24 protein-coding genes and 1 riboswitch are annotated in these 23,441 nt (G+C 40.1%); of the genes, 1 reads left to right on the top strand and 23 read right to left on the bottom strand.

Features of this window, described 5'->3' with window-relative positions; all coding sequences use genetic code 11:
- Positions 1 to 2: 2 nt before the first annotated feature.
- From RHS_RS31070 to RHS_RS14480, 17 genes are all read right to left on the bottom strand, one after another.
- Complete coding sequence (locus RHS_RS31070) at positions 3 to 686, bottom strand: hypothetical protein (protein WP_138002446.1); 684 nt, start codon at positions 684 to 686, stop codon at positions 3 to 5.
- 133 nt (positions 687 to 819) lie between these two features.
- Positions 820 to 1,755, bottom strand: coding sequence for a LysR family transcriptional regulator (locus tag RHS_RS14555; protein ID WP_044293005.1), 936 nt, complete (start codon positions 1,753 to 1,755; stop codon positions 820 to 822).
- A 30-nt stretch (positions 1,756 to 1,785) separates the two neighbouring features.
- The gene (locus RHS_RS14550; RefSeq protein WP_047833582.1) at positions 1,786 to 2,670 is read right to left on the bottom strand and encodes an aminoglycoside 6-adenylyltransferase; all 885 of its coding nucleotides are present in this window, start codon (positions 2,668 to 2,670) and stop codon (positions 1,786 to 1,788) included.
- Positions 2,660 to 2,914: a hypothetical protein gene (locus tag RHS_RS14545; protein WP_395022457.1), complete on the bottom strand. Its 255-nt coding sequence runs from the start codon at positions 2,912 to 2,914 to the stop codon at positions 2,660 to 2,662. The genes RHS_RS14550 and RHS_RS14545 overlap by 11 nt, the downstream gene beginning before the upstream one ends.
- Positions 2,915 to 3,008: 94 nt before the next feature.
- Complete coding sequence (locus tag RHS_RS14540) at positions 3,009 to 3,542, bottom strand: M48 family metallopeptidase (protein WP_044289306.1); 534 nt, start codon at positions 3,540 to 3,542, stop codon at positions 3,009 to 3,011.
- 5 nt (positions 3,543 to 3,547) lie between these two features.
- Entirely contained in the window at positions 3,548 to 4,177 is a 630-nt protein-coding gene (locus RHS_RS14535) for a DUF2284 domain-containing protein (protein ID WP_395022455.1), read from the bottom strand.
- Between the two features lie 24 nt (positions 4,178 to 4,201).
- Positions 4,202 to 5,044 (bottom strand): hypothetical protein, encoded by an 843-nt coding sequence (locus RHS_RS14530; protein ID WP_027293659.1) that lies wholly within the window; start codon positions 5,042 to 5,044, stop codon positions 4,202 to 4,204.
- A 6-nt stretch (positions 5,045 to 5,050) separates the two neighbouring features.
- Positions 5,051 to 5,527: a metallophosphoesterase family protein gene (locus RHS_RS14525; RefSeq protein WP_044289305.1), complete on the bottom strand. Its 477-nt coding sequence runs from the start codon at positions 5,525 to 5,527 to the stop codon at positions 5,051 to 5,053.
- Between the two features lie 247 nt (positions 5,528 to 5,774).
- The gene (locus RHS_RS14520) at positions 5,775 to 7,571 is read right to left on the bottom strand and encodes a sensor histidine kinase (protein WP_027293657.1); all 1,797 of its coding nucleotides are present in this window, start codon (positions 7,569 to 7,571) and stop codon (positions 5,775 to 5,777) included.
- A gap of 24 nt (positions 7,572 to 7,595) precedes the next feature.
- A complete protein-coding gene (locus RHS_RS14515) occupies positions 7,596 to 8,873 on the bottom strand; it encodes an ABC transporter substrate-binding protein (protein ID WP_047833580.1) in 1,278 nt (425 codons plus the stop codon).
- A gap of 13 nt (positions 8,874 to 8,886) precedes the next feature.
- The gene (locus tag RHS_RS14510; RefSeq protein ID WP_081998746.1) at positions 8,887 to 10,476 is read right to left on the bottom strand and encodes a response regulator; all 1,590 of its coding nucleotides are present in this window, start codon (positions 10,474 to 10,476) and stop codon (positions 8,887 to 8,889) included.
- Positions 10,477 to 10,778: 302 nt separating this feature from the next.
- Complete coding sequence (locus tag RHS_RS14505; RefSeq protein ID WP_044289303.1) at positions 10,779 to 11,240, bottom strand: hypothetical protein; 462 nt, start codon at positions 11,238 to 11,240, stop codon at positions 10,779 to 10,781.
- Positions 11,230 to 11,655, bottom strand: coding sequence for a DUF2871 domain-containing protein (locus tag RHS_RS14500; RefSeq protein ID WP_027293655.1), 426 nt, complete (start codon positions 11,653 to 11,655; stop codon positions 11,230 to 11,232). The genes RHS_RS14505 and RHS_RS14500 overlap by 11 nt, the downstream gene beginning before the upstream one ends.
- A gap of 101 nt (positions 11,656 to 11,756) precedes the next feature.
- Positions 11,757 to 12,323, bottom strand: coding sequence for a TetR/AcrR family transcriptional regulator (locus RHS_RS14495; protein WP_047833629.1), 567 nt, complete (start codon positions 12,321 to 12,323; stop codon positions 11,757 to 11,759).
- A 53-nt stretch (positions 12,324 to 12,376) separates the two neighbouring features.
- Positions 12,377 to 13,528 carry a M23 family metallopeptidase gene (locus tag RHS_RS14490; protein ID WP_047833579.1) on the bottom strand — a complete coding sequence of 384 codons (1,152 nt, stop codon included), beginning with the start codon at positions 13,526 to 13,528 and terminating at the stop codon, positions 12,377 to 12,379.
- Between the two features lie 70 nt (positions 13,529 to 13,598).
- Positions 13,599 to 15,170, bottom strand: a complete 1,572-nt coding sequence (locus tag RHS_RS14485; RefSeq protein ID WP_047833578.1) for a hypothetical protein — start codon at positions 15,168 to 15,170, stop codon at positions 13,599 to 13,601.
- Positions 15,163 to 15,903: an ABC transporter ATP-binding protein gene (locus tag RHS_RS14480; RefSeq protein WP_047833577.1), complete on the bottom strand. Its 741-nt coding sequence runs from the start codon at positions 15,901 to 15,903 to the stop codon at positions 15,163 to 15,165. The genes RHS_RS14485 and RHS_RS14480 overlap by 8 nt, the downstream gene beginning before the upstream one ends.
- Before the next feature lie 331 nt (positions 15,904 to 16,234).
- On the opposite strand from RHS_RS14480, the gene RHS_RS14475 reads away from it, so the two are divergent.
- On the top strand, positions 16,235 to 16,465 hold the full coding sequence (locus RHS_RS14475) for an HPr family phosphocarrier protein (protein ID WP_027293650.1): 231 nt from the start codon (positions 16,235 to 16,237) through the stop codon (positions 16,463 to 16,465).
- A 120-nt stretch (positions 16,466 to 16,585) separates the two neighbouring features.
- Here RHS_RS14475 and RHS_RS14470 read toward each other — a convergent pair whose 3' ends face one another.
- The 6 genes from RHS_RS14470 to RHS_RS14445 form a co-directional block, all read right to left on the bottom strand.
- A complete protein-coding gene (locus RHS_RS14470; RefSeq protein WP_047833576.1) occupies positions 16,586 to 17,470 on the bottom strand; it encodes a DUF6612 family protein in 885 nt (294 codons plus the stop codon).
- A gap of 196 nt (positions 17,471 to 17,666) precedes the next feature.
- Positions 17,667 to 18,839: a phosphoribosylaminoimidazolecarboxamide formyltransferase gene (locus RHS_RS14465; RefSeq protein WP_197041657.1), complete on the bottom strand. Its 1,173-nt coding sequence runs from the start codon at positions 18,837 to 18,839 to the stop codon at positions 17,667 to 17,669.
- 84 nt (positions 18,840 to 18,923) lie between these two features.
- Positions 18,924 to 19,002, bottom strand: a riboswitch (ZMP/ZTP riboswitch).
- A gap of 83 nt (positions 19,003 to 19,085) precedes the next feature.
- Entirely contained in the window at positions 19,086 to 20,117 is a 1,032-nt protein-coding gene (locus tag RHS_RS14460) for a hypothetical protein (protein WP_242858431.1), read from the bottom strand.
- 275 nt (positions 20,118 to 20,392) lie between these two features.
- Positions 20,393 to 21,160: a phosphonoacetaldehyde hydrolase gene (gene phnX, locus RHS_RS14455; protein WP_027293645.1), complete on the bottom strand. Its 768-nt coding sequence runs from the start codon at positions 21,158 to 21,160 to the stop codon at positions 20,393 to 20,395.
- Between the two features lie 117 nt (positions 21,161 to 21,277).
- Positions 21,278 to 22,369, bottom strand: coding sequence for a 2-aminoethylphosphonate--pyruvate transaminase (locus tag RHS_RS14450; RefSeq protein WP_027293644.1), 1,092 nt, complete (start codon positions 22,367 to 22,369; stop codon positions 21,278 to 21,280).
- 79 nt (positions 22,370 to 22,448) lie between these two features.
- Positions 22,449 to 23,441 (bottom strand): extracellular solute-binding protein, encoded by a 993-nt coding sequence (locus RHS_RS14445; RefSeq protein WP_027293643.1) that lies wholly within the window; start codon positions 23,439 to 23,441, stop codon positions 22,449 to 22,451.

Below are 23,441 nucleotides of genomic sequence, written 5' to 3'. Positions count from 1 at the left end.
CCTTACTTCACTTCCAGCGTTGTCTCCACATTTGCACCATTCATACCGGACTGGGTTACGATATGGAATGTGGATATTTTTAATACTGCCGGATATTCTCCCGCATCCAGCGCACGGTTTAAAGTAATATGAGTAATTGCCTCACCCGGCGGAACCTGTTTTGAAGTATACAGTACTTCATCCGTATCTTTTAATACAAGTTCAAAGGTAAAATAACAGGGGTTTCCTTCCGGATTTGAAAATGCCACATCTACTTCAGTCTTACCAGCCGGTAAATAGATCTGAGGATATCCCGGGATCGCTATGGAATCTGCATTTGGATCACCTTTAGGTGCCTGGGGTACTGTCCCGTCCCACTCTCCTGCATTTGGATCAACATCTGCAGATGCCGGCTGCTGCTTTTCTGTAGATACATCTGCTATCGACTCTGTCATCTGAGAGGAAGCTGGTTTGTTACCAAACCATCCCATATTATAACCAATTGCTGCTCCTGCACCGCCCAGAGCAATTACGCCTGCCAGGCTTCCGATAATAATCTTTTGCCTGATAAGTGCTTTCGCCAGTTCTTCTGCTGTCTTTCCGGCTGCTTTTCCCGCCGACTTTGCAGCTGTCTCGCCCGCCGCTCTCTTGGCCGCTTCGGTTGATAATTGTTCCTCTTCGTTAGGTAATTTCTTCTCTTCCGCCATATTTGCCACTCCTATGTCTTTATTTAATGCTGCTATGGCTCTCTGACTTGGATATTTCTTACTATCTGCCTAGATTATACCGCCATATCCAAAATCATGCCAATACTTAATCCGGATAACCTTGTGATGCTTTTTAGGTATCGCGGGTATCTGATTTATCCCCATAGTATTCCCGGAATAGTTGCAGGAATTTTCGACCATTCCCTGAGATCACTTCTTTTTTTCGTTTTATCCAGATAAGCAGCATCTCACCGGTAACATCTTCTATTTCCCTGCTGACAATTCTGCCTTTTGCAAGTTCTTCCATCTGCCATTTGTTCCCGAAAATAAAGGCGTCTGCGTGCTTTAACATTCGTATGATCGCATGATAATTATTCATGGTTATCGTTTTCCTAAAATCTGAAAAACGGACACCTCCCATATCTAATCCAAAATTTATATTAGCATAATAATCATATGGAAGGTGAATGTAACTATAATCCAGCAAATCCCTTGCATATATTTTTTCCTGTTTTAACAGTGGACTTTCTTCGCTCACCTGTATATAGATTGGACCCCTGTCCAGAACTTCGTATTCCATTTCTTTTAATTCCAGCGATCTGCGAAAGATAGGAAACTGGAAGGTATTGATTGCAACAATGCCTATTTCTGACTGTATTGTAGCCACACTGTTAATCACCTCTTCTACTGTGGTTTCAAATAAATTAATCGTTGTATGGTTTGACTTTACCGTCTCGTAGAAGCGCAGCATTAAATCATCCGCAAAAATAATCCTGGCAACGGCAACATTTAATTTACTCTGCACCGTTTCCTGACTCAGCATCTTTAAACCTGATACAGCATCTAACTGGGTTAGGATAGACTTGGCATAATAATATAAACTTTCACCTATAGGTGTCAATTCTACCCCCTGATTAGATCTTATCAGCAATTCCGCCCCTACTTCTTCTTCCAGGCTGTGCATTGCCCTGGTCAGATTAGGCTGAGAGTTAAACAAGACCTCAGCCGCTTTATGCAAACTCTTCTGTTCTGCAATAACGATAAAATATTCCAGATATTTTAGTTTCATTCTCTATTCCTTTGCTTCGTAGTTTCATTTTTATAACGGAAGATCCACAGCATCCGCTGGAAGCGATTCTACGGCTTCCAGATATTCCGTCATATTTTCATCATCCTGCATTGGATACAAAAAGCCCAATTGTGCTCCAACACTTTTTGCCAGTTCCCGAAAAAGGCTGCAGGCTGCCCATATTCCCAGCCAAATATTTTCATAAACTGCATCCGTATAGGTCTGCCTGTAGAGTCTCCAGTATTCTTCGGTAAGATAGCGTTTAAAATATTTCCCCATCTTCCCGGATGATACCTCAAAATTATTTTGACATCCGATCCACCAGCCGACCATGAGATCCAACTTCGGCCGGATTACTGTCTCCAGCATGTTTTTTGCATAGGGTAATTCATCTCTCCAGATTCCCTTTGCAGCATTTGCCATACACCACCAGAAATCGTTGCAGCATGCAGTATAATCCCCTTCCTGGGGGCATTTTACCAGATAGCTGTACCTTTTGATATCATTGATTTTACTTAAACAGCCATCCTTCTCCCAGAGAATCACTGTAGAATCCTTAAAATACTCTTCCGTTTCAACGGCTTCCAGAATCTGTATATGCAAATCGATGCGGTTTCCATCCTGAAACAGCATAAGATATCCATATGAGCTGGTAAAATCCACCTGCCTCCCCAGCATTTTATCCAGCTTATCCGGTTCCTGTACCATACGGAGTTCTCCGAATACCTTAATCCACTCCCTGTCTTCTAAAAAAGATGCGGTTTCTGTTACCACATACACAATGTCATAATCCTGAAATAAGTCCCTTGGCGCATCAGATTTCGCTCTGGACCCATTTAAATAAACCCCCAGAATTCTGTCATCATTTTTCGCAACTCCTACTATCAGTTCGTACATCTCCTGCTCACTTCTCATATAAAACTCCCTTTCTGATCTCATTAACCCTAATCTTGATTGCTGTCACTTCGATTGCTGTTACTTCTGTCGCCGTTACTTTGGTTGCTGCCATTTCGATCACCGTTACTTTGGTTTCTGCCATTTCGATCGCCGTTACTTCGATTTCCGTTACTTCGATCGCCGTTACTTCGATCGCCGTTACTTCGGTCACCGTTACTTCGATTGCCGCCATTTCGATCGCCGTTACTTCGATCGCCGTCACTCTAATTGCCGTCGCTTCGGTCACCGCCACTTCGATTACCTCCACGTCATATATTTAGACAAAACCTGCTCTTTACGGATAACTTCATGAAATTCTATAACCGCTTTCCATTCACTTTCAACCACCGCTGCCACACTTTATAATCCGGCATGATCTCTGCTACCACCGCATAAAACCGTGCTGAATGATTCATCTCTCTCCGGTGGGCAAGTTCGTGTATCACCACATAATCCACTACTTCTTCCGGCGCCAGCAAAAGTTTCCAGTTAAAATTCAGATTCCCTGCTGAGCTGCAGCTTCCCCATCTGGTCTTCTGTTCCCGAATAGTAATTCTTCCATATGAAACACCCATTATTCTGGCAAAGTACGCCGTCTTTGCACCAAACACTTCTTTTGCCAGATTGATCATCTTAAGCCTCTGGGCATCCGTTAACTGTCTGCTTTTCCTATTTTCAGAAGCTTCCCGGATTTCCTGCTGTTTTGTCAGTATCCAGTCTTCTTTTTCTTTCAGAAACTTCTCTATTGCATGCTTTCCGGCTCTTTTAGGTGCCCGCACCACTACATTGCCATCCTCCATAAGCTGAATGGCAAGGGTTTTTCTGGTACTGTAAATCAGTTCATATTCCATCCTGTTCACCACCGCATTTTATCTGAGAAAGATAGCAGTTCACTTCCTTCGTTGATTTCTTCTGCTTCTTCCGTCAGATAGACGCTGAAAAATGCTACCCGGTTATCCTTGCACCAGTATTCCAAACCGCAGTTCTCTGCCATTTTCTGTGCATTGATACAGTAAGCCGACAAACAGGATGCAATCTTCCTGGGGAACCTGCAGGGCATACCTTCCTGAATCCCACAATTTGCGCAAAGAGAACAGGGTCCCGCCATAATAATAAGTCCCTGCTTTCTGTCCTCTTCCATTCTGGCAACAAATTCCCGTGTCTTCTGGTTGTGGCGCTTTTTAACAGCTTTTGTCTCCTGGCTGTCCATAATATCCTCAACCTGGGTTATCGTCTGCAAAACCAGTGCCTTTTTATATTTTCTTACTCTTTCTTCCATGTCAACCGCAGTCCCGCAATCCGGTGGACAGGCATAGTTCTTTCCATAATTTCCACAGAGATTCTCTTCACAGTATTTACGAAGGGCAGCATCGAAAATCAATTCTTTGCTGTCTATCCATACCGCGTGGTGAAAACCGCTGTTTACCGCTATCTTAACTGCTTGTTCCATTTCTTCTTCTTGGTTTCTATCGATGTCTTCTGCCATATCATCGTCTCCTTTTCACAGATATTACCTGATCCAAACTTTTCTATGTAATAACAGGTCATTTTCCATCCAGTTCACTGCATCCTGCCAATCCTCAAACTGATATCCCTTCATTCTGCGTTTTATCTGGGAGAAGAAAGTGCTGATCACAGCGTTTCCGCCCCGTTCTCCGGGAGATGTCATGGACGGTGTAAGCGCCCGGGCTTCTATCTCCTGATGATAATCTTTTGTTCGATAAATGGGGTTTTGACTGCTATGAAGAATAGGTGCATTTGATTTTTTCGATTCCAGAATCATATCCATTGCCGCTCCGGCAAGCTCTGCAGAACGATAGCCGCCCAGCATGACACCGGCGGCACTTTTATCATACATATCTATAATGCCTGCAAGGTATATGGTCCCATCCATTTTCGTAGTGTATACGCCAATGCCAATACTATACTTTTCGCCCCGGGTCAAGGGGCGGAAGTCTCTGTGTATGAGATTTTCATAAATACCCCCATTGCCTTTTCGTTTTTCTGCTGTCTGCTCTTTACCCTTGTCCTGCATGTTCCCATGCAGCAGCTGAGAATTCTGTTCCCGGAAATTTACCCGCTCCCAGGTTAGGTATCGATCCGTCTGAATCCCCAGTATCCTGCAGACTGCATGTGGCTCTTCACCGGAACAGATATCTTCATCATCTTTTCTTTCCAATAATGGATTTGTAATTTCACGGTATTCATACAGATAACGGTATTTTTTAGCCGTGCAGAACCGGATCCATTGAAACAGTGTTTCTTCATCCGGACTAAGTTCTCCGCTTCCTATTTTTAAGGCAGTCTCATACAGGCTTTGCCGCAGATAGGGATTTCGAATTTCACTTGTCAAAAATTCCTACCCCTCCTGCAATTCCTGGTTTAGCTCTATTTTTTCAACCATATATCTGCCGTCATGGATTTCCATAACCGCCATGGTAATCTGCTGATCAAACCGGCGTTTGCCACAGCTGCCGGGATTGAGCCACAGGACTCCATCTTTTTCTTCACAAAAATACTTATGGGAATGTCCAATTATTACAGCGCCCACATGCGTAAGATTTTCCGGAATGGATTTTTTATTATGAACCATATAGAATTTCATATCTGAGATTTCAAAATATAGTTCCTCCGGCAATTCTTCCGCCCACTGCGCTTTGTCATTATTTCCGCGGACTGCGTATACCGGAGCAATCCGTTTTAACTCCTCTAATACTTCAGCCTTATTAATATCGCCTGCATGTATGATATAATCACACATTTCCAGAACTTCTAAAACTTCCGGTCTCAATAATCCATGGGTATCTGCAATAATTCCAATTCTGCATTTCTTCATAATCATTCCTCCTCTGTGAATCCAAAACACCTACACTGCGCCATTTTTCCAATTCAGATCCTTTCATCCCGCACTTTTCAGTGTGGGATAATCCTGCCATCTGACATGTAAGGTCATTATAACACACTTCGCGGTTTACGACACAGAATGTCTGTTTTTTTATAACAATTTTAGAATTATTCCAGTTAATTCCTTTTCGTCATTCCCATGTATAAAAGGCGTTCTTTTCCACATAAAAAACTGCACATTATTCTGTGCAGTTTCCTTCATCAAACGGTATATGTACGGTAACCTTTGACCCATCTCCTTTTTTAGAAAAAATATGGATTCCGTATTTCTCACCATAAGTGAGCTGTATGATATGATGGGCATTATTTAGTCCCACATGATTGTGTCCTTTTTCTTTCACTTCTTTGTTAATTGGAAGGCTTACCTGCCCTTCCTGATCAAATCCCACACCGTCATCACTTATTTCAATATAGATACTGCGGTCCTTTTCAAACATGACGATTTCTACAAAACCCGGTTCCAGTTTAGGCTCAATCCCATGTACTACCGCATTTTCTACAATCAGCTGAAGACACAGCTTAGGAATAAACATATCCAATACTTCTTCATCTTCCACAATAATATTATAATTAAGTCTGTCTCCATAACGGTAGCTCTGCAGATACAGGTAATATTCCACATACTCCAGTTCCTGCCGTATCTGTACCTTCTCCGTATCTTTTCGATATATTTTCGCCTGTATCAGCTGGGAAAATGAGGTTATCATCTTATAGGTCTCATCGTTATGATCCATCCTTGCCTGCAGTGCAATCGTATTTAATACGTTAAACATAAAATGGGGATTAACCTGGGTTTGTAAAAATTTCAATTCCATTTCTTTAATCGATAGCTGTTTCTCATAAACCTGTTTAATCAGATAATTTACATATTCGGTCATTTCATTGAATACCAGGCTGATCTCATGGAATTCTTCTGTACTGTAATCCGGAAGTTTTGTTTCAAAATCCCCTTCTTTTACAGACTGCAGTTTTTCTGTAAATTCTTTCAGTGGTTTTGTCAGATGATAGACAATCGTTACAAATGCGGCAAATACTCCAACACAGATTACAGCCAGTATAAAAATATAAATTTTAACGGAATCATAAAGTAAGTAGGTAGTTTGTCCCTCCGGAATTCCTATGGTAGCCCTCAGATACATGCTCATATCTTCTGTATACAGGCGAAACCCCGTGTTATCAATTACGTCCTCATATGGTACCGTCTGAAATGACTGATTGATCTCACCTAACTTCTCACCAGCCATATTATAATTCTCACCACTGATTATATTGCCCCTCCGGTCATATAACATCCAGAAAGCTCCCTTATAATTCTCCACCTGGTTCATAATACCTTCCAAAACATCCAGGCGGATCTCAAAGATAACACTGCCCTGATCCTTCATATTCCGGTCATACAGGGTAAATGCAAGGTACTCCCTGCCTTCCTGACCCGGATAATAACAGTAATCTGCGCTGCCTCCCGGTTTTTCCTGTTGTTTCCTGAAATTATTATATACCCCGATTGCTTCTTCCCTGCTTTTTTGTACTTCTGACTCCACCATCGCATAGTAACCGGTAAATAAAAAGTCATCCTGACTGTCAAATAAATACACTTTTTCCACAATCGGTTCATTACCATTGCCCAGGTTTTTCTGACTGCTGATATTTACCGTACGGGTATAAATATTTTGCAGCCTCTCCTGTTCCTTATCGTCCAGATCCGCCCTGCCTGCTTTATCCAGATATGCCATAAGTTCTTCGGAACCCCGGATTTCATAAATAATATTTTCCAGATATTCTGTTTTCGTATTGAGATTATTATTTGTTTCGGTCAGGAAAAAATCCAGATCATGTTCTATATACTTTCCCACGATCAGCCAAACCGAACAGATGAATACCACCCCGCAGAAAATAAGGGACAGCAGCGTAACGCTGAGATTTAATGCCATCATTTTCTCTCTTAGGGAATGACGTTTCGTTTTTCTATCCTTCATCGTTTCCTCCGCCTATATTCTCTGTTATTGATTTAGATAATTGACCACTGTCTCCGGTCCTATTTTGCCTTGTGCTTCCTCATATAAACGCTGGGACAGATCATCTACCGCATCATTTCCCCAGGACAGGCTGATTGCCTTAATGTGTATGTCTGCATCATTAGCAAGTTCCAACGCTTCTCCCAAAAGTGGATAGCCTTCTTTGATTTCATTTCCGCTTACATTAGGATTAGACGGTGCCTGTCCGGTTTCCATTGCCATTTTTTTCTGAACTTCTTCACTCAGCATATATTTAAGGAATCGGATACAGGCCTCCTGCTTTTTCGGATCCTCATTTTTATAAATCACGTAACCGGAAGAAGGTGAGATATAAGCAACACTTCTGCCATCTTTCGTAGGGTAATTGGCATATGCCACATCTTCCTTTATGGAACTGCTTCCAAGCAGCTCACTATCCCAAACTCCGTTAAAGTATACCGCACTCTTTCCATCCAGAAAATACTGCCTTGCATTGTCAATGCTGGACACAAAGTTAGACTCCTTACCCAGCTTACGGATATCCTTTAGAGATTGAAAAATTATCTTACTGCTGAAATTCTCCGGCAGTTTAGACGCCAGCTCTACGCCCTCTTCTCCTTCACCCGCAACTCTTGCCAGAAAAATATCTTCCGACAGCTGTACACTGTCTAGTGCTGCCGCGGCAAAATCAGGATTCTGCTGTTTTCCCCACGCATTTAAAATTTTACAGTCAGCCAGGAATTCCTCCCAGGTGTCCGGCGTTTTCGCTGCTCCATACTCATCCACAATTCCCGCTTCCACAAAAAATTTCTTATTATACCAGTACCCTGCTATTTCCAGCGCATCCGGAATAGAATACAGCGCCCCGTCTTCCGTGGTCCAGCCAGCCAGAACTGCGGGATGAATACTCTCTTTCAGCTCCGGGTCTTCTTCTATAAATGGCATTAAATCAAGCGCCATCCCCCTTTTTACCGCATTAAAAACATAATATGACAAACCATTCGTACTGACAATATCCGGCATCTTTCCGACAGCCAGCATATCATTTGCTTTTTCCACCGCAATACTGCTGTCTGATGATGGGTAGGTGGTCAGGTTAATATCCGGATTTAGTTCGGAGAATTCCTGATAGATTTCCTGCATTGTGGCATGGGTGGGAAGTGTTCCGCCCCATCCGTGCATAAGAATGATATCCGTAACCTGAACATCCTCTTTTTCTGAACACCCGCCCAGGAGGCATGCTGCCGCTACAAACAACAAAAGCATTGTTTTTTTCTTCAACATCCGATCCTCCCCGCTATTTAAAGTCTTTTGGTGAAACCCCAGTATATTTTTTAAAGAAATATGAAAAATAAGTGGTATTTTCAAAGCCCAGTGCATCTGCAATCTCATATATTTTCATGTCTGTATTTTTCAGATAATCCTTGGCTTTCTCTATCCGCATCTGATTTAACCGGTTCAGAATTTTTTCCCCTGTTGCTTCTTTATAAATTCGGCTCAGGTAACTGATACTGGTACCAACGTGTTCGGCAATATCCGTTACCGTTATTCCTTTATGGAAATTTTCTTCTATGTAACGCTCACATTCATTAACAATAGTATTCTTATGACTGGATGCGTTTGAGACATAAGAGGAGGTACCCTGCAGAATTTCCAGCATGACTTTTTCATACTCATCTGCATAAAAACACCGGTGAATCTTCTCCGTAATGCTTCCGCGATAGCCGGTGATCTGATAAATATCTGTACCAAAGGAATCTAAGATTTTTCTGCATCTCTGCTGTATAATAATTCCGGAATTTTTAATTGTATTTGCTGCGCACAACTCCAATTTCTGCGTTTTTAAGATTTCTTTGAATTTTAGCTGAACCTCTTCCGTATTGCCCTGGCTTACCTGAAAGCAGAGCTGTTCAATCAATTCATCCACCTTTGCACTATATTTTTCCGGATTCACTCCGTCCCTTTCATAAAAGCTAATCTTACTGTCTCCGCTGATAAAGCTGTTTCCAAGAACGCTCTCCGCCTGATCATAGGCTTTTTTCATATAAATAACTTCCTGCTGCCTGGAACTGACTCCGATATTGACATACAGCCCCATAAAGTTATCCATCATATCTGTAATCTGCTGTCCCTTCATTAATATGGTATCCATATAATTTTCCGGCACATTTTGTACTACGATGGCATACATATCCCGCTGAACCGGAATCCCTCTTAACATCTGTTCCCCAAACACCATGGAAAAGAAGTTTAAAAGGCTCTTATACGTCCTGCTTTTCTTCTCCGTAGTCATGTCTTCATTGAGGCGGAAATGCAGGAGCAGTACCAGATAATTTTCCGGTTTCATGCCTAGTTCTGACATCTTTGATCGTATCTCTTCTTCATCATAAATTGACCCGTCAAATACCGATTTCAGGAAATATTCCAACACCGTTTCTTTATCTTCCCTGGATATGCTGGTCTGCTCTTTTTTAATCAGATCTTTAGCCTTATTGATCGCCATGATCAGACCATCAAAAGCACCTGTTTTCGTCACATAGTCCACTACATTATATTTAACTGCCGACTGGGCATAGGAAAAATCAGCATACGCGGTCAGTAAAATAATTTTTATAGGCAATTTTTCTTCCCAGATATATTTGGCGATTTCAATCCCGTCTTTTCCAGGCATTTTAATATCTGTAATTAAAATATCCGGCTTGATCTCCTTAAGATTTTCCATTACCTGTTGTCCATTTTCAGCAGTATATACTACCTCGCATCCTAACTCATGCCAATTTGTCAAAGAAACCATGGCCTTTCTCATTAAAGGTTCATCATCAGCTACCATTACACGATACATTTCGTCTTCTTCCTCCCGTCCCGCAGACAGTTCCCTAATCTGCATACCCAATACTTTCCTTCACGATTAACATCATATCATAATCATTTTCTAAAAGAAATCTCTTTTTCCGCCCGTTATACGCAGTCCTTTCATGTTAATTATAATTTACCATTCTGAAAGTGGATTTTGAATAAACAGAATCTTCATAAAGAATCGTTTTTTTGACCTGGGTTTTGACTCTAAAATAAAAAATACGTTTTTTTGACTGTCATCCGCTGTTTACGCCGAATCCAGTTAAAAAAACGTATTTTTATATACTGCTGTCCTGAAGCTGAATAATTCCTCATATCAAACTCTATAAAACTTTAGAATACGTGACTTTTCTCACATTTATCTTCCATTAATTTCTCCACCGTACCAAACTTAATACAAAACCCTATCCCCGCTGCAACAAGAGAAGCACCTAAGCCGGTATAAAACATCCGTATACAATGTCCCGGCCAAACATCTGCACGCCGCAGCAGAATGCCAAACGTCATCATAAATGCCATAATACAATAAGATTTTAAATCAAAAAATCGAAGGATATGCATCCGTTCCCCTTCGTAACGAAGGATGCGCGCCGTATGCTTTCCAATTAACCGTCGAAAAATAAAACCATAAAACACGCCAAATACCAGTAAAGCAGAAAATACCGCCCAAATGCTCCAGGGCCTGCCGGAAGCCAGTATTCCAATTCTTATAATATTGAATCCTGCTGCAAACCAGACAATTCCAGCTGCCAGCAGCAGATACTTCTTCGGTATATGAAAAAATTTATTTTTCATTTTTAGCCGCACACTCCTTTAAACATAAAAATAGTAAAACGATACCCACGCCTGTCAGGATATGTCCAATTCCGGCAATACCCGAAATCGATGCATCCAGTGCTGCTGACCCTTTGATCCCAAGCACCTGTATCACACCTCTTATCAGAAGCATCAATGCTGTTAAAGGTACGCCGATATTATAAATCACCATAAATGCTTTCCATTTTCTGGACCTGCATAAATCCTCTAATTTTCCCACAAACAATGCGGTCACCAGGAACATTACCATTCCAAGTAAAAATAAATGGGTATGTACGAATGCCAGGGATGTGCGACCCTCAAAACCGTTAAACTTCGTAAATTCCCGATAGAAGACGCCTCCTGCCATTGCTGCAATCGCATAACCAAAGGCAATATTTATCATTTTCTTCATGTACATTTCTCCTCTCGTGTAAAAATTTTGAACACGTCTTTACTGAACGATGTTCATTTTTCTTTTAAGAAAATCCACTCTTTCAAGTGTCAAAAAGTGGATCAGATAATATATAAAATCCTGTTTAAGACTTCTTTAAAATAACTGCAGTCTCTTTCTTCATCCGTAAGCATAGAGAACATATTGGTAAAAAGAAATGCTACGAATTTCTCTTTTGTAAATGTATCTGTCCATACAGCATCCGATATTTTTTTATCCTGCCCAAGAGCAATCAAAAACCCGTTTTGTACGTGTTCCAGATACTTCTGTTCCACCATCCTGCCTTTTTCTTTTTCCGAACTCTTCATTGCTTCAAACTGGCTCATGAAAATCGAACGGAAATCTTGGAGATTGGCACAAAGCCTGAGATAAACAGTTTCAAAAAATTCTACAAACGAAATATCACCCTGCATTTTACATACATCCTGATGAAATACCGTTTTCCAGAATTCTTCCACTACTGCAAATATCAGTTCTGACTTAGATGGAAAATAATTATAAACGGAACCCGTGGCTATGCCGCATTTTTTAGCCAGATACCTTATATTTAATTTATCGGCACCTTCTTCAAAAACAATTGCCTTCGCAGCTTTTATCAGCTCTTCTCTCGAAGTTACAACACGGTTCACACGCTCACCTCCATCTTGAACAACGTTCATTATATCAGTATTCCAGACTTATGTCAATCTCCTTTTTTCAAAGTTTCTTGATACTGCTCTACTGCAGGATCCCTGAAATCATAGATTCTGTGATATTCCTTTGTCTCCAGATTCTTTTCCGTAAGACTCCTGTTCTGATAGAGAAACCTTGTCAGCTGATAACAGTCAACCCATATTTCTCCGTTTCCTTCTTTTTGGGATTCATCAAATATCAGCTGCAGTCCCCAGTGAAGATGGGAGGTATCAATATTATTCACATTTTCATTAGCACTGTACCCTGTACGTCCAAGATAACCGATTACATCTCCTGCCTGCACTACACTTCCCACCTCCAACTGCTTGTTATAAGGGAAATTCTTTCTCAGATGTGCATAATAGTAATATCTCTTTTTATCAAAACTTCGGATTCCCAGACGCCATCCGCCATACTGGTTCCACCCGATTGCTTCTACGCAGCCCGACTCTACCGCAATAATCGGTGTACCCACCTGCCCCATCATGTCATGCCCCAGATGAGGACGGCTGTATCCATAGGATCTCGAAGTTCCAAAATCATCATAATCGGAATATTCATACCCTTTCGCTATAGGCAGGTATGCTTTCAATCCGTATTTCTTTTCCCATACCACTGCATTGTCTTTTTCTACCTGAATCTCATATTCTCCAACCCAGCCATCCAGAACAGCTCCATATGCTTCCCGGTAATAAGGATAATATTTTAGATCTTTTGTCAAATCCTCCATAGTCTGTCCCTGAGTGGTCAGCTTTTCTTTTAACTCCTGCAGATCTTTCTCTTTATATCGTGTGAAATCACCACCATATCTTGTTCCCAGATAAGCCAGCAGGTCTACCCAGTCCAGATGTATCTCCTGTCCGTAACTCTCTGTATCAAGCTGGTAAGCTGCCCGCATAGCCTCATTTGTCACATGAAAATCAACCCATTTTATGAATTTCTTTTCTGTTTCCGTTTCTGCTGCGGAAGATTCCTCTTTCTCACTAACCCGGGTCGTTTGCCCTGTTTCCTGCTCGCCCGTATCTTCAGTACTCTTTAAATTTTCCGCTGCAGCGTGGTTCGACAATGAACTATGTACCCCTCTGTAAACGGCAAAAATTGTTAGCAGTATCAATATAATAAGTTCTATTTGTATAATACGTTTTTCACGTTTCTTGTCCATGGCAGACTCCGGATATTAAGTCACTTTCATTTTATTCCGAAGATCCGATAATATGCAGATAAATTCTCTGTTAATCATAAAGCCCGGTATTTACCGTTTTACGATAAAGTGCGATTGTCAGGATTCCTGTTATAATCGTTGCGGCAATTAAAACAATTTCTATATATTGGTTAAAAATTACTGCTGCTATGATGGGCACAAATGCAGACAACGCTCCCACACCCATGGTAATTCCCATTGACATAGACTGTTTTACAACTTCAACTTCATTATTCCAATCGTATTTTGGATATCTTAAATTAATAGCAAGCCCTAATACCGAAATGTAAAAAGCATACACTGCAGGAACTGTGAAAATCAAGATCCCATTCAGTAACCCCGGTTTAAAGGCTATGGTAAATAAAATTCCCGTTACAATGATTGCCGGTAGCAGCACAGTAAGGTTTAACGCAATTTTACTATTGTAAATTAAACTGTTTTTAACCGGCATTGTACAGTTGATCCACCTGCTTTTTCCTTCCAGCGATATGGTTGAAGATGTGGTACAGCACAGTGAGGAAATTAATATCATAACAAAAGGTGCATACTTTTGTAAGTTTGAAAATAACCCCGGCATTTCCATCATTTTATCTATCTGATCCGGTTTGATAAATAACAGGGTTATTCCCATTACAACCATCAGTATTGCTGTAATAGAAGTATTCATGATATAAATACTGCATGATGTATACTTTGTAAGTTCTCTTTTATATGCTGCCATAAATGGAGAACGCACACTCAGAGCACCTATTTTATAATTACTTTTTGTATGATGATTTAATATGGCTGTATTTATTTTCTTATAAAACTTAGCAAGCAGGGCTACAAATAAAGCAGCCGGAATTACCGATAGCGCTAAAAACAGAACAAAATCCATCCAGCTTCCCTGGACCAGTGCGTTAGAAAACATGCGGGCTGGCGGATAAAAACGGTTTATCGCATCGGATAACATTGTCCCGATCTCCACCAACTGGACGGTTCCTCCCTGCAGGCTGAATGAACTGGCAATAACAGCTATCGTAGCAGCTATACTCAGGATAATCACTACCATATTCTTGTATTTGAACCGGGATGCAATGGCTGTAATCAGTGCTCCCACTGCCAAAGCAAGTGTCATTGGAAGTAACGGTGCAAAAAATATACCGATTAGCATCATTAGCCAGACATCAACACTGCTGTGCATTGTCACACCAAATACTATAATAGAAGGCAGAAGCGCAATACAGCCTACCAGAAGATTCAATATGTATACCCCAAGCAGCCTGCTTAATATAATAGATGCACTGCTTACCGGCAGTGACATCACCATGTCATAGTCCTTCATGCCAAATAATACGCCTGTACTTCCGGTAAAGGTAAGCACAATTGTCACCATTGCACCTGCCATCAGCATCATCCCCGGCAGCATCTCAGTCAGCCCCAGTACCCGGTATCCGATTGCCAGCCCCGTACTGTATCCAAACATCAGTAAAATCAGAATAACTGCCACAATCACAACTTTGACAGCTCTGCTTTTTTCCTTTTTATCTCTGGCATGCAGAAGCTTATTCACTCCAAACGTTCCTAATATCTGCACTCTCAATAGCCCCATAAATTTAGTCATGTGCTGCCACCTCCAAAAATACTTCTTCTAAGCTGCTGTTGCCCCGGACATCTTCTGTCCTACCGCTGGCAATTAGTTTACCTGCTTTAATAATTGCAATTTTATTACAGAGTTTTTCTGCCACCTCCAGAACATGGGTAGAAAAGAAAATCGCACCTCCGTTATCGCATAATTCATGCATCATTTTCTTCAGGTTAAAAGCTGCTTCAGGATCCAGACCCACAAAAGGCTCATCCAGCACCAACAATCGTGGCTGATGTATAAAAGCCGATATGATTGCCAGCTTCTGTTTCATACCATGAGAATAAGAAGAAATCAAATCTCCCAGATTCTTCGTAATTCCTAACAGATCTCCATATTTTCTGATTCTCTTCTCACGATCCCCTCCCTGCACCTGAAACATGTCACCGATATAATTCAGATATTGTATCCCTGTCAGGTATTCATACAGATCCGGATTATCAGGAATATAAGCTGTCATCTCTTTACACCGTATAGGCTCCTCTTTCACAGAATGCCCACCTATCCATATTTCTCCGCTGTTAAACTCCATCACTCCCACAACAGAACGGATGGTAGTGGTTTTTCCAGCTCCATTGTGGCCGATAAATCCATAAATATCCCCCGCCTCTACTTCCAGATTCAAGTGGTCAACTGCTTTCTTTGTATCACCGTACATCTTCGTTAAATCCTGTATTTTTAAAACCGCTGCTGCCTGATTATTCTTTACCATAATTTTCCCTTACCTTTCTTAACCTAAAGCGTTTCATTTGTTATCCGTATTGTATATGTTTCAACAACAATTAGCAAGCGAAGCGCCGTTAACTTTATGTGGCAAAGTAAACCAACACGATACTTTTTCTACAATTATTTTCCAGAATTCTTCTCTAGATGAATTTATTTTTATTTTTTTCATAATTTTTCTTAAAAGTGGTATATTTCATAAATATTTTACATATACTTTACGGAGGTATCATGCTGTGTTGACAGAATCTTAGTAAGATAATGAAAAGAACACAGCTGACAGACACAAAAACACTCACATTTTAGAAAGGAAGGGCGCTATGGTTAACTACACCATTAAACTGAAATCTTTTGAAGACATCTACGAATTTGTAAAAAAATGCAACCAACTGGACTGTGATGCAGACTTAATCTGCGGACGGGCAACGGTTGATGCAAAATCTTTGTTGGGGGTATTCAGCCTGGATATCAACCGGTCTCTCAAGCTCGCTATTAATACAAACAATCCTTTTTTAGCAGAACGGATCATGGAGCCTTATATCGCAGCATAATTTACATACAAATCCATCCGTTCACAAATCATTTTGTGCAAAACAAAATGGACCGGGAAAGATTTCAATTCTTTTTCTCCTGGTCCATTTTATTTGTTGTATTATATTTTTCTGATCCTCTTATGCAACAAGATCCGTTTCTTTTTCCGTATCCGGATCCGCTTCTTTTTCAACTGCTGAATTTATTACTTCATCCGGTACTGTTATTTTTTCAACTTCTCCAAAAGATCCAAACTTTAAATCAAACGTACATTTATCACATTTAAATTCTACATCCACTTCGCCGGTATCCGACCCTTTCATAGACTCAAGCATCATGGATTTCATATCCAGACTCATTTTAACCGGTTTTTTCTCTTTTTTGGAAATATAGATTTCAACCGGAAGTTCCATTTTCGTCCAATCAGCTTCTCCCATTAACTTCGTGGAATCATCCATGATACTAAGAGCTGCTTTAATCATTGTTTCTAATGCTTCTCCGTCTAAGGTTCCTTTTAATGCATAACATTCTACTCCGTCAACGTCTTGTGTATTCTCTTCCAGTTCCAGATCTCCCGCTAATTTCTGAACTTCTCCGAAATCATAAGATTTGATCATTTCATCAATATCTCCACTGATTTCTTTCTGCCATTCACCTTCATCTAATTTCGAGTAGGAAACGGTATTATCCCCATCTTTGGCAGTATACATTTGCATATTCATTTCCTGATTCATCCCCAGCATATCTAACGTTATAGCCCCTTCACCATAAATCACCTGGGGATTGGTATTTACTTTCATGCCCATATCCATATTCATTTTAATATCCAGGGTGATTCCCTGAACACTGCCGCCCGCCTGCAGATCCATTATCATATCCAGCTTATAATTTTCTTCTTTAGACATATTCTCTGACATGGATTTTAAAAGCGTCTCTGAAGTTACCTTGCCGCATCCTGCCATACTAAAAGCCAGAATTCCTCCTCCCAGTACAACACATCCCCGTTTCCACAATTTCTTCTTCATACTTTTGCCTCCTTTTCAACAACGATTTTGACTTGCTCCCTCATTTATCCATATATACTCAATGATTAACGTATATAGATTATATTAATGGAATAACGAAAAAATCGCAATACTTTTTTATAAATCAACATAAAACGCAAAAAAACCGCTGCTCCGGCATGTACTAATCTGCCAAAGCAACGGTAAATTTATTATCTTAGTGATGGAAGAAACGAATACCTGTCATTGCCATCGCAATGCCATATTTATCACAGGTGTCAATTACATTGTCATCTCTTACAGAACCACCGGCCTGCGCTACAAACTTAACACCGCTCTTATGTGCTCTCTCAATATTATCACCAAATGGGAAAAATGCATCAGACCCCAGTGCTACATTGTCCATTGTCTTCAGCCATTCCACTTTTTCTTCTTTTGTCAAAGGTTCCGGTTTCACAGAAAATACTGCTTCCCACATGCCATCACGCAATACATCATCGTAATCGTCTGATACATAAACATCAATAGCGTTGTCTCTGTCAGCTCTTCTTACACCTTCTTTAAATGGAAGGTTCAGTACTTTTGCGTGCTGTCTTAAATACCATACATCTGCTTTATTGCCTGCTAGTCTGGTACAGTGTACTCTGGACTGCTGTCCGGCACCTACGCCAATTGCCTGTCCGTCTTTTACATAGCAAACAGAATTGGACTGTGTATATTTTAAAGTAATCAGTGATATCAATAAATCTCTTTTTGCTGCTGCCGGCATATCTTTTACCTGAGTCGGAATGTTCTGAAGCATTTCTTCATTCAACGCAATATTATTTCTTCCCTGCTCAAATGTGATTCCAAAAATATCTTTTGTTTCCTGTACAGCCGGTACGTAGTTAGGATCCATCTGGATAACCACATAATTTCCGCCCTTTTTCGCTTTCAGGATTTCTAAAGCTTTTTCAGAGTAAGAAGGTGCAATAATACCATCGGATACTTCTCGTTTAATATATAATGCGGTTGCTTCATCACATTCATCTGACAGTGCTGCAAAATCTCCATAAGAAGACATTCTGTCTGCGCCTCTTGCACGGATATATGCAGTAGAAGCTTCTGTTAACGGACAGCCTTCCACAAAATAGATTTTTTTCATCGTTTCATCAAGGGGTTCTGCAACGGCTGCTCCTGCCGGGCTGACATGCTTGAAAGAAGCTGCTGCTACCATTCCTGTTGCAGCTTTTAATTCCTTTACTAACTGCCAGCTGTTAAAAGCATCCATAAGATTTATGTACCCTGGTCTGCCGTTTAAAATCTTGATCGGGAGTTCTCCCTCTTTCATAAAAATCTTAGCTGGTTTCTGATTTGGGTTACAACCGTACTTTAATTCGAATTCTTTCATCACTGTTACACTCCTTTTCATGCTAGAGCGTGCTTATAAATTGCTCTATGGTTAATATTTGATAAAAAAGAGCCTACTACCCGGGCTCTCTGCCCAGACGGTCGGCTCATTATCATTATACTTCATGTGGTTAATTCCACTTCCGTCAGTCGTATAACTAAAATCAACATAACATTTTTTACTGTAGATGTCAAGAGCTTTTTCGGTATTTTCAGGTTCTTTCCCACTGTTGCAGATCTATGAATATTATTTCCCCTGGATTAATGCCTCTAGCTGTTCATCAGACAGACCCGTCTCTTTCAGAATATATTCTCTTGGTTTTTGTTCCAGCAACATTCGCATGGCTTTTAAATCCTTGTTTTTTTGTTCGGTAATTTTGTCTATTTCCAACTCTTTCTCTTTAATTTCCGTTTCCAGTTCTTTCCTTAAACTCTCCATCTTTTTTTCATGTTCATATTCAATAATATCAATATCTAATACCAGTGCCTCTTCTACCATCTCTGACACACCCCTTTCCTCCAGTTCTTCATATCGGTCGTAGATATGATGGTATAACTGCAGTGTAAGACGTTTTAATCGTCTTGCATCATCTTTGGTTATATTACCCAACTTTTCATTCTCTATGATACTTTCGATTATATCAGTTTTTATTAACTTTTTCAACGCTTCAATATTTTCATCACTACGCTCTTTTTTTAATGCTTTTCGAAGTCTCAGCAGTTGAAAGGGGATTAAGATTATCATTTTATTGCGATTGATCTCTTCTATTTGTTCCGATAAATATTTAATAGTGGGAACCTTGTACGAAAAGCTCCCCTGGCCTTTAAATTCTATATTCAGAAGATAATAGTCCGGAATTTTATCATAATTATCCGCCAGGTATATTATTACGGGCTCTGGAAATATAATCGTATCCTGAAATTGCCTGGTCTTCATGGAATGGTGGTAACCATATTCAAACATTCGCAGGACAATCTGTTCATCCTGATACATTTGGGCTTCCAGATGATAACTGTCTGTATGATTAATAGTAATAATTGTATCTGCGATCGTTTTTCTTAAGTCTTTGTCCACATGTTCCGTCCAATTATATTCTACTTCACTGTCTTGAGGATAACTCTGTTGAAATAAACCATTAATCAAATGAATGACTGCTTTCTTGGACAAGGTTAATATTCTTTTAAATATCTTATCATAAATATGATACGTATTGTTTTCTCCCCGGATTTTTTCAGCTTCAGAATTAGAATCTGAAAATGTATTTTCTCCATTTATCATCGTTTTCTTTATTTACCTTTCTTCAATTTTATATTTGTTTTGGGAATTTTTTTATATTAGATCGAAAAGAATTGTTTTTATAGAGATCCTATTTGATTATATATAGTATCATATTAATTATTAAGTTTCAATTATTTTTTATCAAATATCTTATTATATTTTATGTATAATAAAATTGTTTATTATTCTTATTTTACACAAAAAAAACCTTGAATCCAACACGCACTAATACGTATCTATCGATTCAAGGTCTTTCTCAATCTGTACCTCATTAATTATATTAATTCTAAGATCCCACGGATATCCTTAATCACACAGTCTGCACCGGCTTCTTTATAGATTTTACTCACTCTGTCCAGTTCTGCCTGTTTTTCTTCTTTGGAAAGAGCCTCATATTCCTCCTGGGTAAGTGCCATCTCGGAACTGCCTTCCAGTATGCCAACGGTATATACACCGGCATTTTTTCCTTCTTTTATATCAGATACGGTATCTCCCACCTTTATGACGCTTTGTACGGAAGATATTTTAAGGGTCTCCATGTTCTTGAAAATCATGAAAGGATATGGGCGTCCCATGCTGCCCACAGCATCCGGACTAAACCATGCATCCGGCTCATATCCGGCTTCTTTTGCCTTCTGCGTTACGATATCCATCATAATATCTGTATAACCGGTTGTTGACCCGATTTTTATGCCTTTTTCTCTCAACTGTTCAACTGTTTCCAGCACATAAGGCTTTGGCTGTGCAAATTCGTCCAGTATACTCAGTAATTTGCTTTCGAATAACTCATAGAGCTTTTCCACATCGCTTTCCTGCGATGGACCCTGATATTTTTCAACCCATAATTTCTGTATGCGGGGCATTGCAAGCATGGTACGGATATGATCTCTTTTCAGCATACCCATTGGTTTTCTGACTTCTTCCATAGTGGGCTCGATTCCAAAGTGTTTAAACACTTCGACAAATGCCTGTACCGGCGCAAAACATCCGTAGTCTACGGCGGTTCCTGCCCAATCTAAAATAATTGCTTCTATATTATTCATGTTCTGTCTCCTTATCTTTTCACGTTTGCTCATTACGTATGACGAAATATATACATTTGAATTTTCTACTAAACGTACCGTTTTAGAAACTTTCAGAAAGTAACTTTAAAACAGGTTCTAATGCTGGCGAAAAAACGCTTCCATGATTTCACATAACTTTTCAATATCTTCTCTATAGATCTCACCGATATTGCCGATACGGAAGGTGTCAGCCTCTGTAACTTTTCCAGGATAGATTGCATAACCTCTCTCCTTGATGTAACGGTACATTTCATCGAAGGAAAAGTGATGGTTATCCGGATAGAAAAAGGTTGTAATAATCGGTCCCTGCAGAACACCTCCTATATATGGACGAACTCCCATTTTTTCTAACTTCTCTATTAATAGCCTGTTATTGTCATAATAGCGTTTGCTTCTGGCTTCTATACCGCCTTCTGTTTGAAGTTCGTCTAATGCTTTTGAAAATGCCAGAACTACATGGGTGGGGGATGTAAATCTCCATTTTCCATCCTTGTTCATGGTTTCCCACTGGTCATATAAATCTAATGACAGGCTTCTTGCTTTCCCTTTGCTTTCCATCAGTTTCTCTTTATTAGCTATGATAAAGGAGAATCCCGGAACTCCCTGGATGCATTTATTGGCACTGCTCACGATGAAATCAATTCCCCATTCCCCAACTGGAATTTCTACACCGCCAAAGCTGCTCATTGCATCTACGATAAAGGTGCGTCCTCTTTCTTTTACAACCTTTGCAACAGCCTGAATATCGTTTAAGATCCCGGAAGTAGTTTCGCTGTGTACCATAGACACATGGGTGATCTGAGGATCTGCATCCAAAAGTTCCGCTATTTTTTCGGCATCCGGAACCTTGTCATAATCCTGCTGGTATAAAGTATAAGGAATTTTCCCATGCTTTGCAATATCTCCCATACGTTCCCCATATGCTCCATTCGATGCAATTAATAGCTTTTCTCCATCACCGATTACACTGGTAATGACAGATTCAACCCCAAAGGTTCCGCTTCCCTGCATCAGAACTACCGTGTAGTCTTCTTCGGCAACATGTGCCAGCTCAAGAAGCTGTTTTCTGATCTTCATCGTAATCTGTTTGTAATCGTCATCCCATGTACAATGATCAAACATCATCTCCTTTTTAACAGTATCTGTCGTAGTTAATGGTCCAGGGGTTAATAATTTATAGTTATTCATTTGTGTATATCTCCTTAATTTGATTATTTTTATTTTATATTTTAATTAATTGAATTTATCTGTTTTTATACTTTTTGTATTATTTTGCTTTACTGCCTTCTGATAATTCCTGATGTCTCTTTAAAACATCCACCGTCAAAGCTTCTTCAAATATTTTTGGATTTGCAGACATATTTTCGCTGTCAGCTGTTTCACCTTCATAAATTGGAATTGGATAAGTCTTAATTAATTCTGCTCTGCCCTTATTGATAATACAGTCTGCCATCTCCATTGCCATTTCATTTGTTTTATCACCCTTATCAATTACTGCAGCTGATTCGGTGAGTGAAAAATTACCTTCTTCAGGATCTACGAAGTCGATGGGCAGACCGCTCTTCTTATCTGCCGCTGCCTGATGCCTTAATCCGAATCCAATAGCAACTTCACCTGCACGCACTTTTTTGATTGGTCCTGAGCCGGAGTCCTCAATATGCGGTCCTGCATTTTCATAAATCTTAGTCAGCACATCTTTTGCTCCATCTTCCCCATAAGCCGATACAAGTGCCTGAATCAGAAGCCATGCTGTAGAGGATGACATGATATCCGTTACGGAAACCATATCTTTGTATTGTGGATCCGCAAGGTCTTTTAATGATTTTGGCATGGGAAGGTTCTTTTCTTTCATAAGTTCGGTATTTACAATAATTGCGCCTTCCTGAGCGGTAATCGGTGTATAATAGGATGGGTACTCCGTTAAAGTTTTATGGTCAAATGTTAAATCTTTGAACATACTGTTTTGCTGCTGCGCACTATCAATATAGAAGGAACTCATCGTTACTAAATCAGCCTCTATATTCGTCCCTTCTGCCAGGAGCTTCCCGCCAAGTTCGGATGTTCCAAATGACTGCAGTATGTATTTGTCCTTAAATCCATTATTGTCCAGCGCATTTTTCATGGCTGTCATAGCCTCGTCATCCGCATTGGAATAAATAATTACCTGATCATTTTTTTTACCGCAGCCTGCCATTAAAGTTCCCGATGCCAGAATCACTCCTGCCATAAGCGCTGCTGTTGCTCTTTTCCATCTTTTCAT

The sequence above is a fragment of the Robinsoniella sp. RHS genome (genome assembly GCF_001029355.1).
In the GTDB taxonomy this organism is placed as follows: Bacteria; Bacillota; Clostridia; order Lachnospirales; family Lachnospiraceae; genus Robinsoniella; species Robinsoniella peoriensis.
The sequence above is the reverse complement of the archived record's forward strand: the minus strand, read 5'-3'. Positions and strand labels throughout refer to the sequence as shown.

What these genes read in the sequence shown, in the direction of transcription:
- RHS_RS31070 (WP_138002446.1), bottom strand. Translation starts at nt 686, where the DNA reads ATGGCGGAAGAGAAGAAATTACCTAACGAAGAGGAACAATTATCAACC.
- RHS_RS14555 (WP_044293005.1), bottom strand. Translation starts at nt 1,755, where the DNA reads ATGAAACTAAAATATCTGGAATATTTTATCGTTATTGCAGAACAGAAG.
- RHS_RS14550 (WP_047833582.1), bottom strand. Translation starts at nt 2,670, where the DNA reads ATGAGAAGTGAGCAGGAGATGTACGAACTGATAGTAGGAGTTGCGAAA.
- RHS_RS14540 (WP_044289306.1), bottom strand. Translation starts at nt 3,542, where the DNA reads ATGGAATATGAACTGATTTACAGTACCAGAAAAACCCTTGCCATTCAG.
- RHS_RS14535 (WP_395022455.1), bottom strand. Translation starts at nt 4,177, where the DNA reads ATGGCAGAAGACATCGATAGAAACCAAGAAGAAGAAATGGAACAAGCA.
- RHS_RS14525 (WP_044289305.1), bottom strand. Translation starts at nt 5,527, where the DNA reads ATGAAGAAATGCAGAATTGGAATTATTGCAGATACCCATGGATTATTG.
- RHS_RS14520 (WP_027293657.1), bottom strand. Translation starts at nt 7,571, where the DNA reads ATGAAGGATAGAAAAACGAAACGTCATTCCCTAAGAGAGAAAATGATG.
- RHS_RS14515 (WP_047833580.1), bottom strand. Translation starts at nt 8,873, where the DNA reads ATGTTGAAGAAAAAAACAATGCTTTTGTTGTTTGTAGCGGCAGCATGC.
- RHS_RS14510 (WP_081998746.1), bottom strand. Translation starts at nt 10,476, where the DNA reads ATGCAGATTAGGGAACTGTCTGCGGGACGGGAGGAAGAAGACGAAATG.
- RHS_RS14505 (WP_044289303.1), bottom strand. Translation starts at nt 11,240, where the DNA reads ATGAAAAATAAATTTTTTCATATACCGAAGAAGTATCTGCTGCTGGCA.
- RHS_RS14500 (WP_027293655.1), bottom strand. Translation starts at nt 11,655, where the DNA reads ATGAAGAAAATGATAAATATTGCCTTTGGTTATGCGATTGCAGCAATG.
- RHS_RS14490 (WP_047833579.1), bottom strand. Translation starts at nt 13,528, where the DNA reads ATGGACAAGAAACGTGAAAAACGTATTATACAAATAGAACTTATTATA.
- RHS_RS14485 (WP_047833578.1), bottom strand. Translation starts at nt 15,170, where the DNA reads ATGACTAAATTTATGGGGCTATTGAGAGTGCAGATATTAGGAACGTTT.
- RHS_RS14480 (WP_047833577.1), bottom strand. Translation starts at nt 15,903, where the DNA reads ATGGTAAAGAATAATCAGGCAGCAGCGGTTTTAAAAATACAGGATTTA.
- RHS_RS14475 (WP_027293650.1), top strand. Translation starts at nt 16,235, where the DNA reads ATGGTTAACTACACCATTAAACTGAAATCTTTTGAAGACATCTACGAA.
- RHS_RS14470 (WP_047833576.1), bottom strand. Translation starts at nt 17,470, where the DNA reads ATGAAGAAGAAATTGTGGAAACGGGGATGTGTTGTACTGGGAGGAGGA.
- RHS_RS14465 (WP_197041657.1), bottom strand. Translation starts at nt 18,839, where the DNA reads ATGAAAGAATTCGAATTAAAGTACGGTTGTAACCCAAATCAGAAACCA.
- RHS_RS14460 (WP_242858431.1), bottom strand. Translation starts at nt 20,117, where the DNA reads ATGATAAATGGAGAAAATACATTTTCAGATTCTAATTCTGAAGCTGAA.
- phnX (WP_027293645.1), bottom strand. Translation starts at nt 21,160, where the DNA reads ATGAATAATATAGAAGCAATTATTTTAGATTGGGCAGGAACCGCCGTA.
- RHS_RS14450 (WP_027293644.1), bottom strand. Translation starts at nt 22,369, where the DNA reads ATGAATAACTATAAATTATTAACCCCTGGACCATTAACTACGACAGAT.
- RHS_RS14445 (WP_027293643.1), bottom strand. Translation starts at nt 23,441, where the DNA reads ATGAAAAGATGGAAAAGAGCAACAGCAGCGCTTATGGCAGGAGTGATT.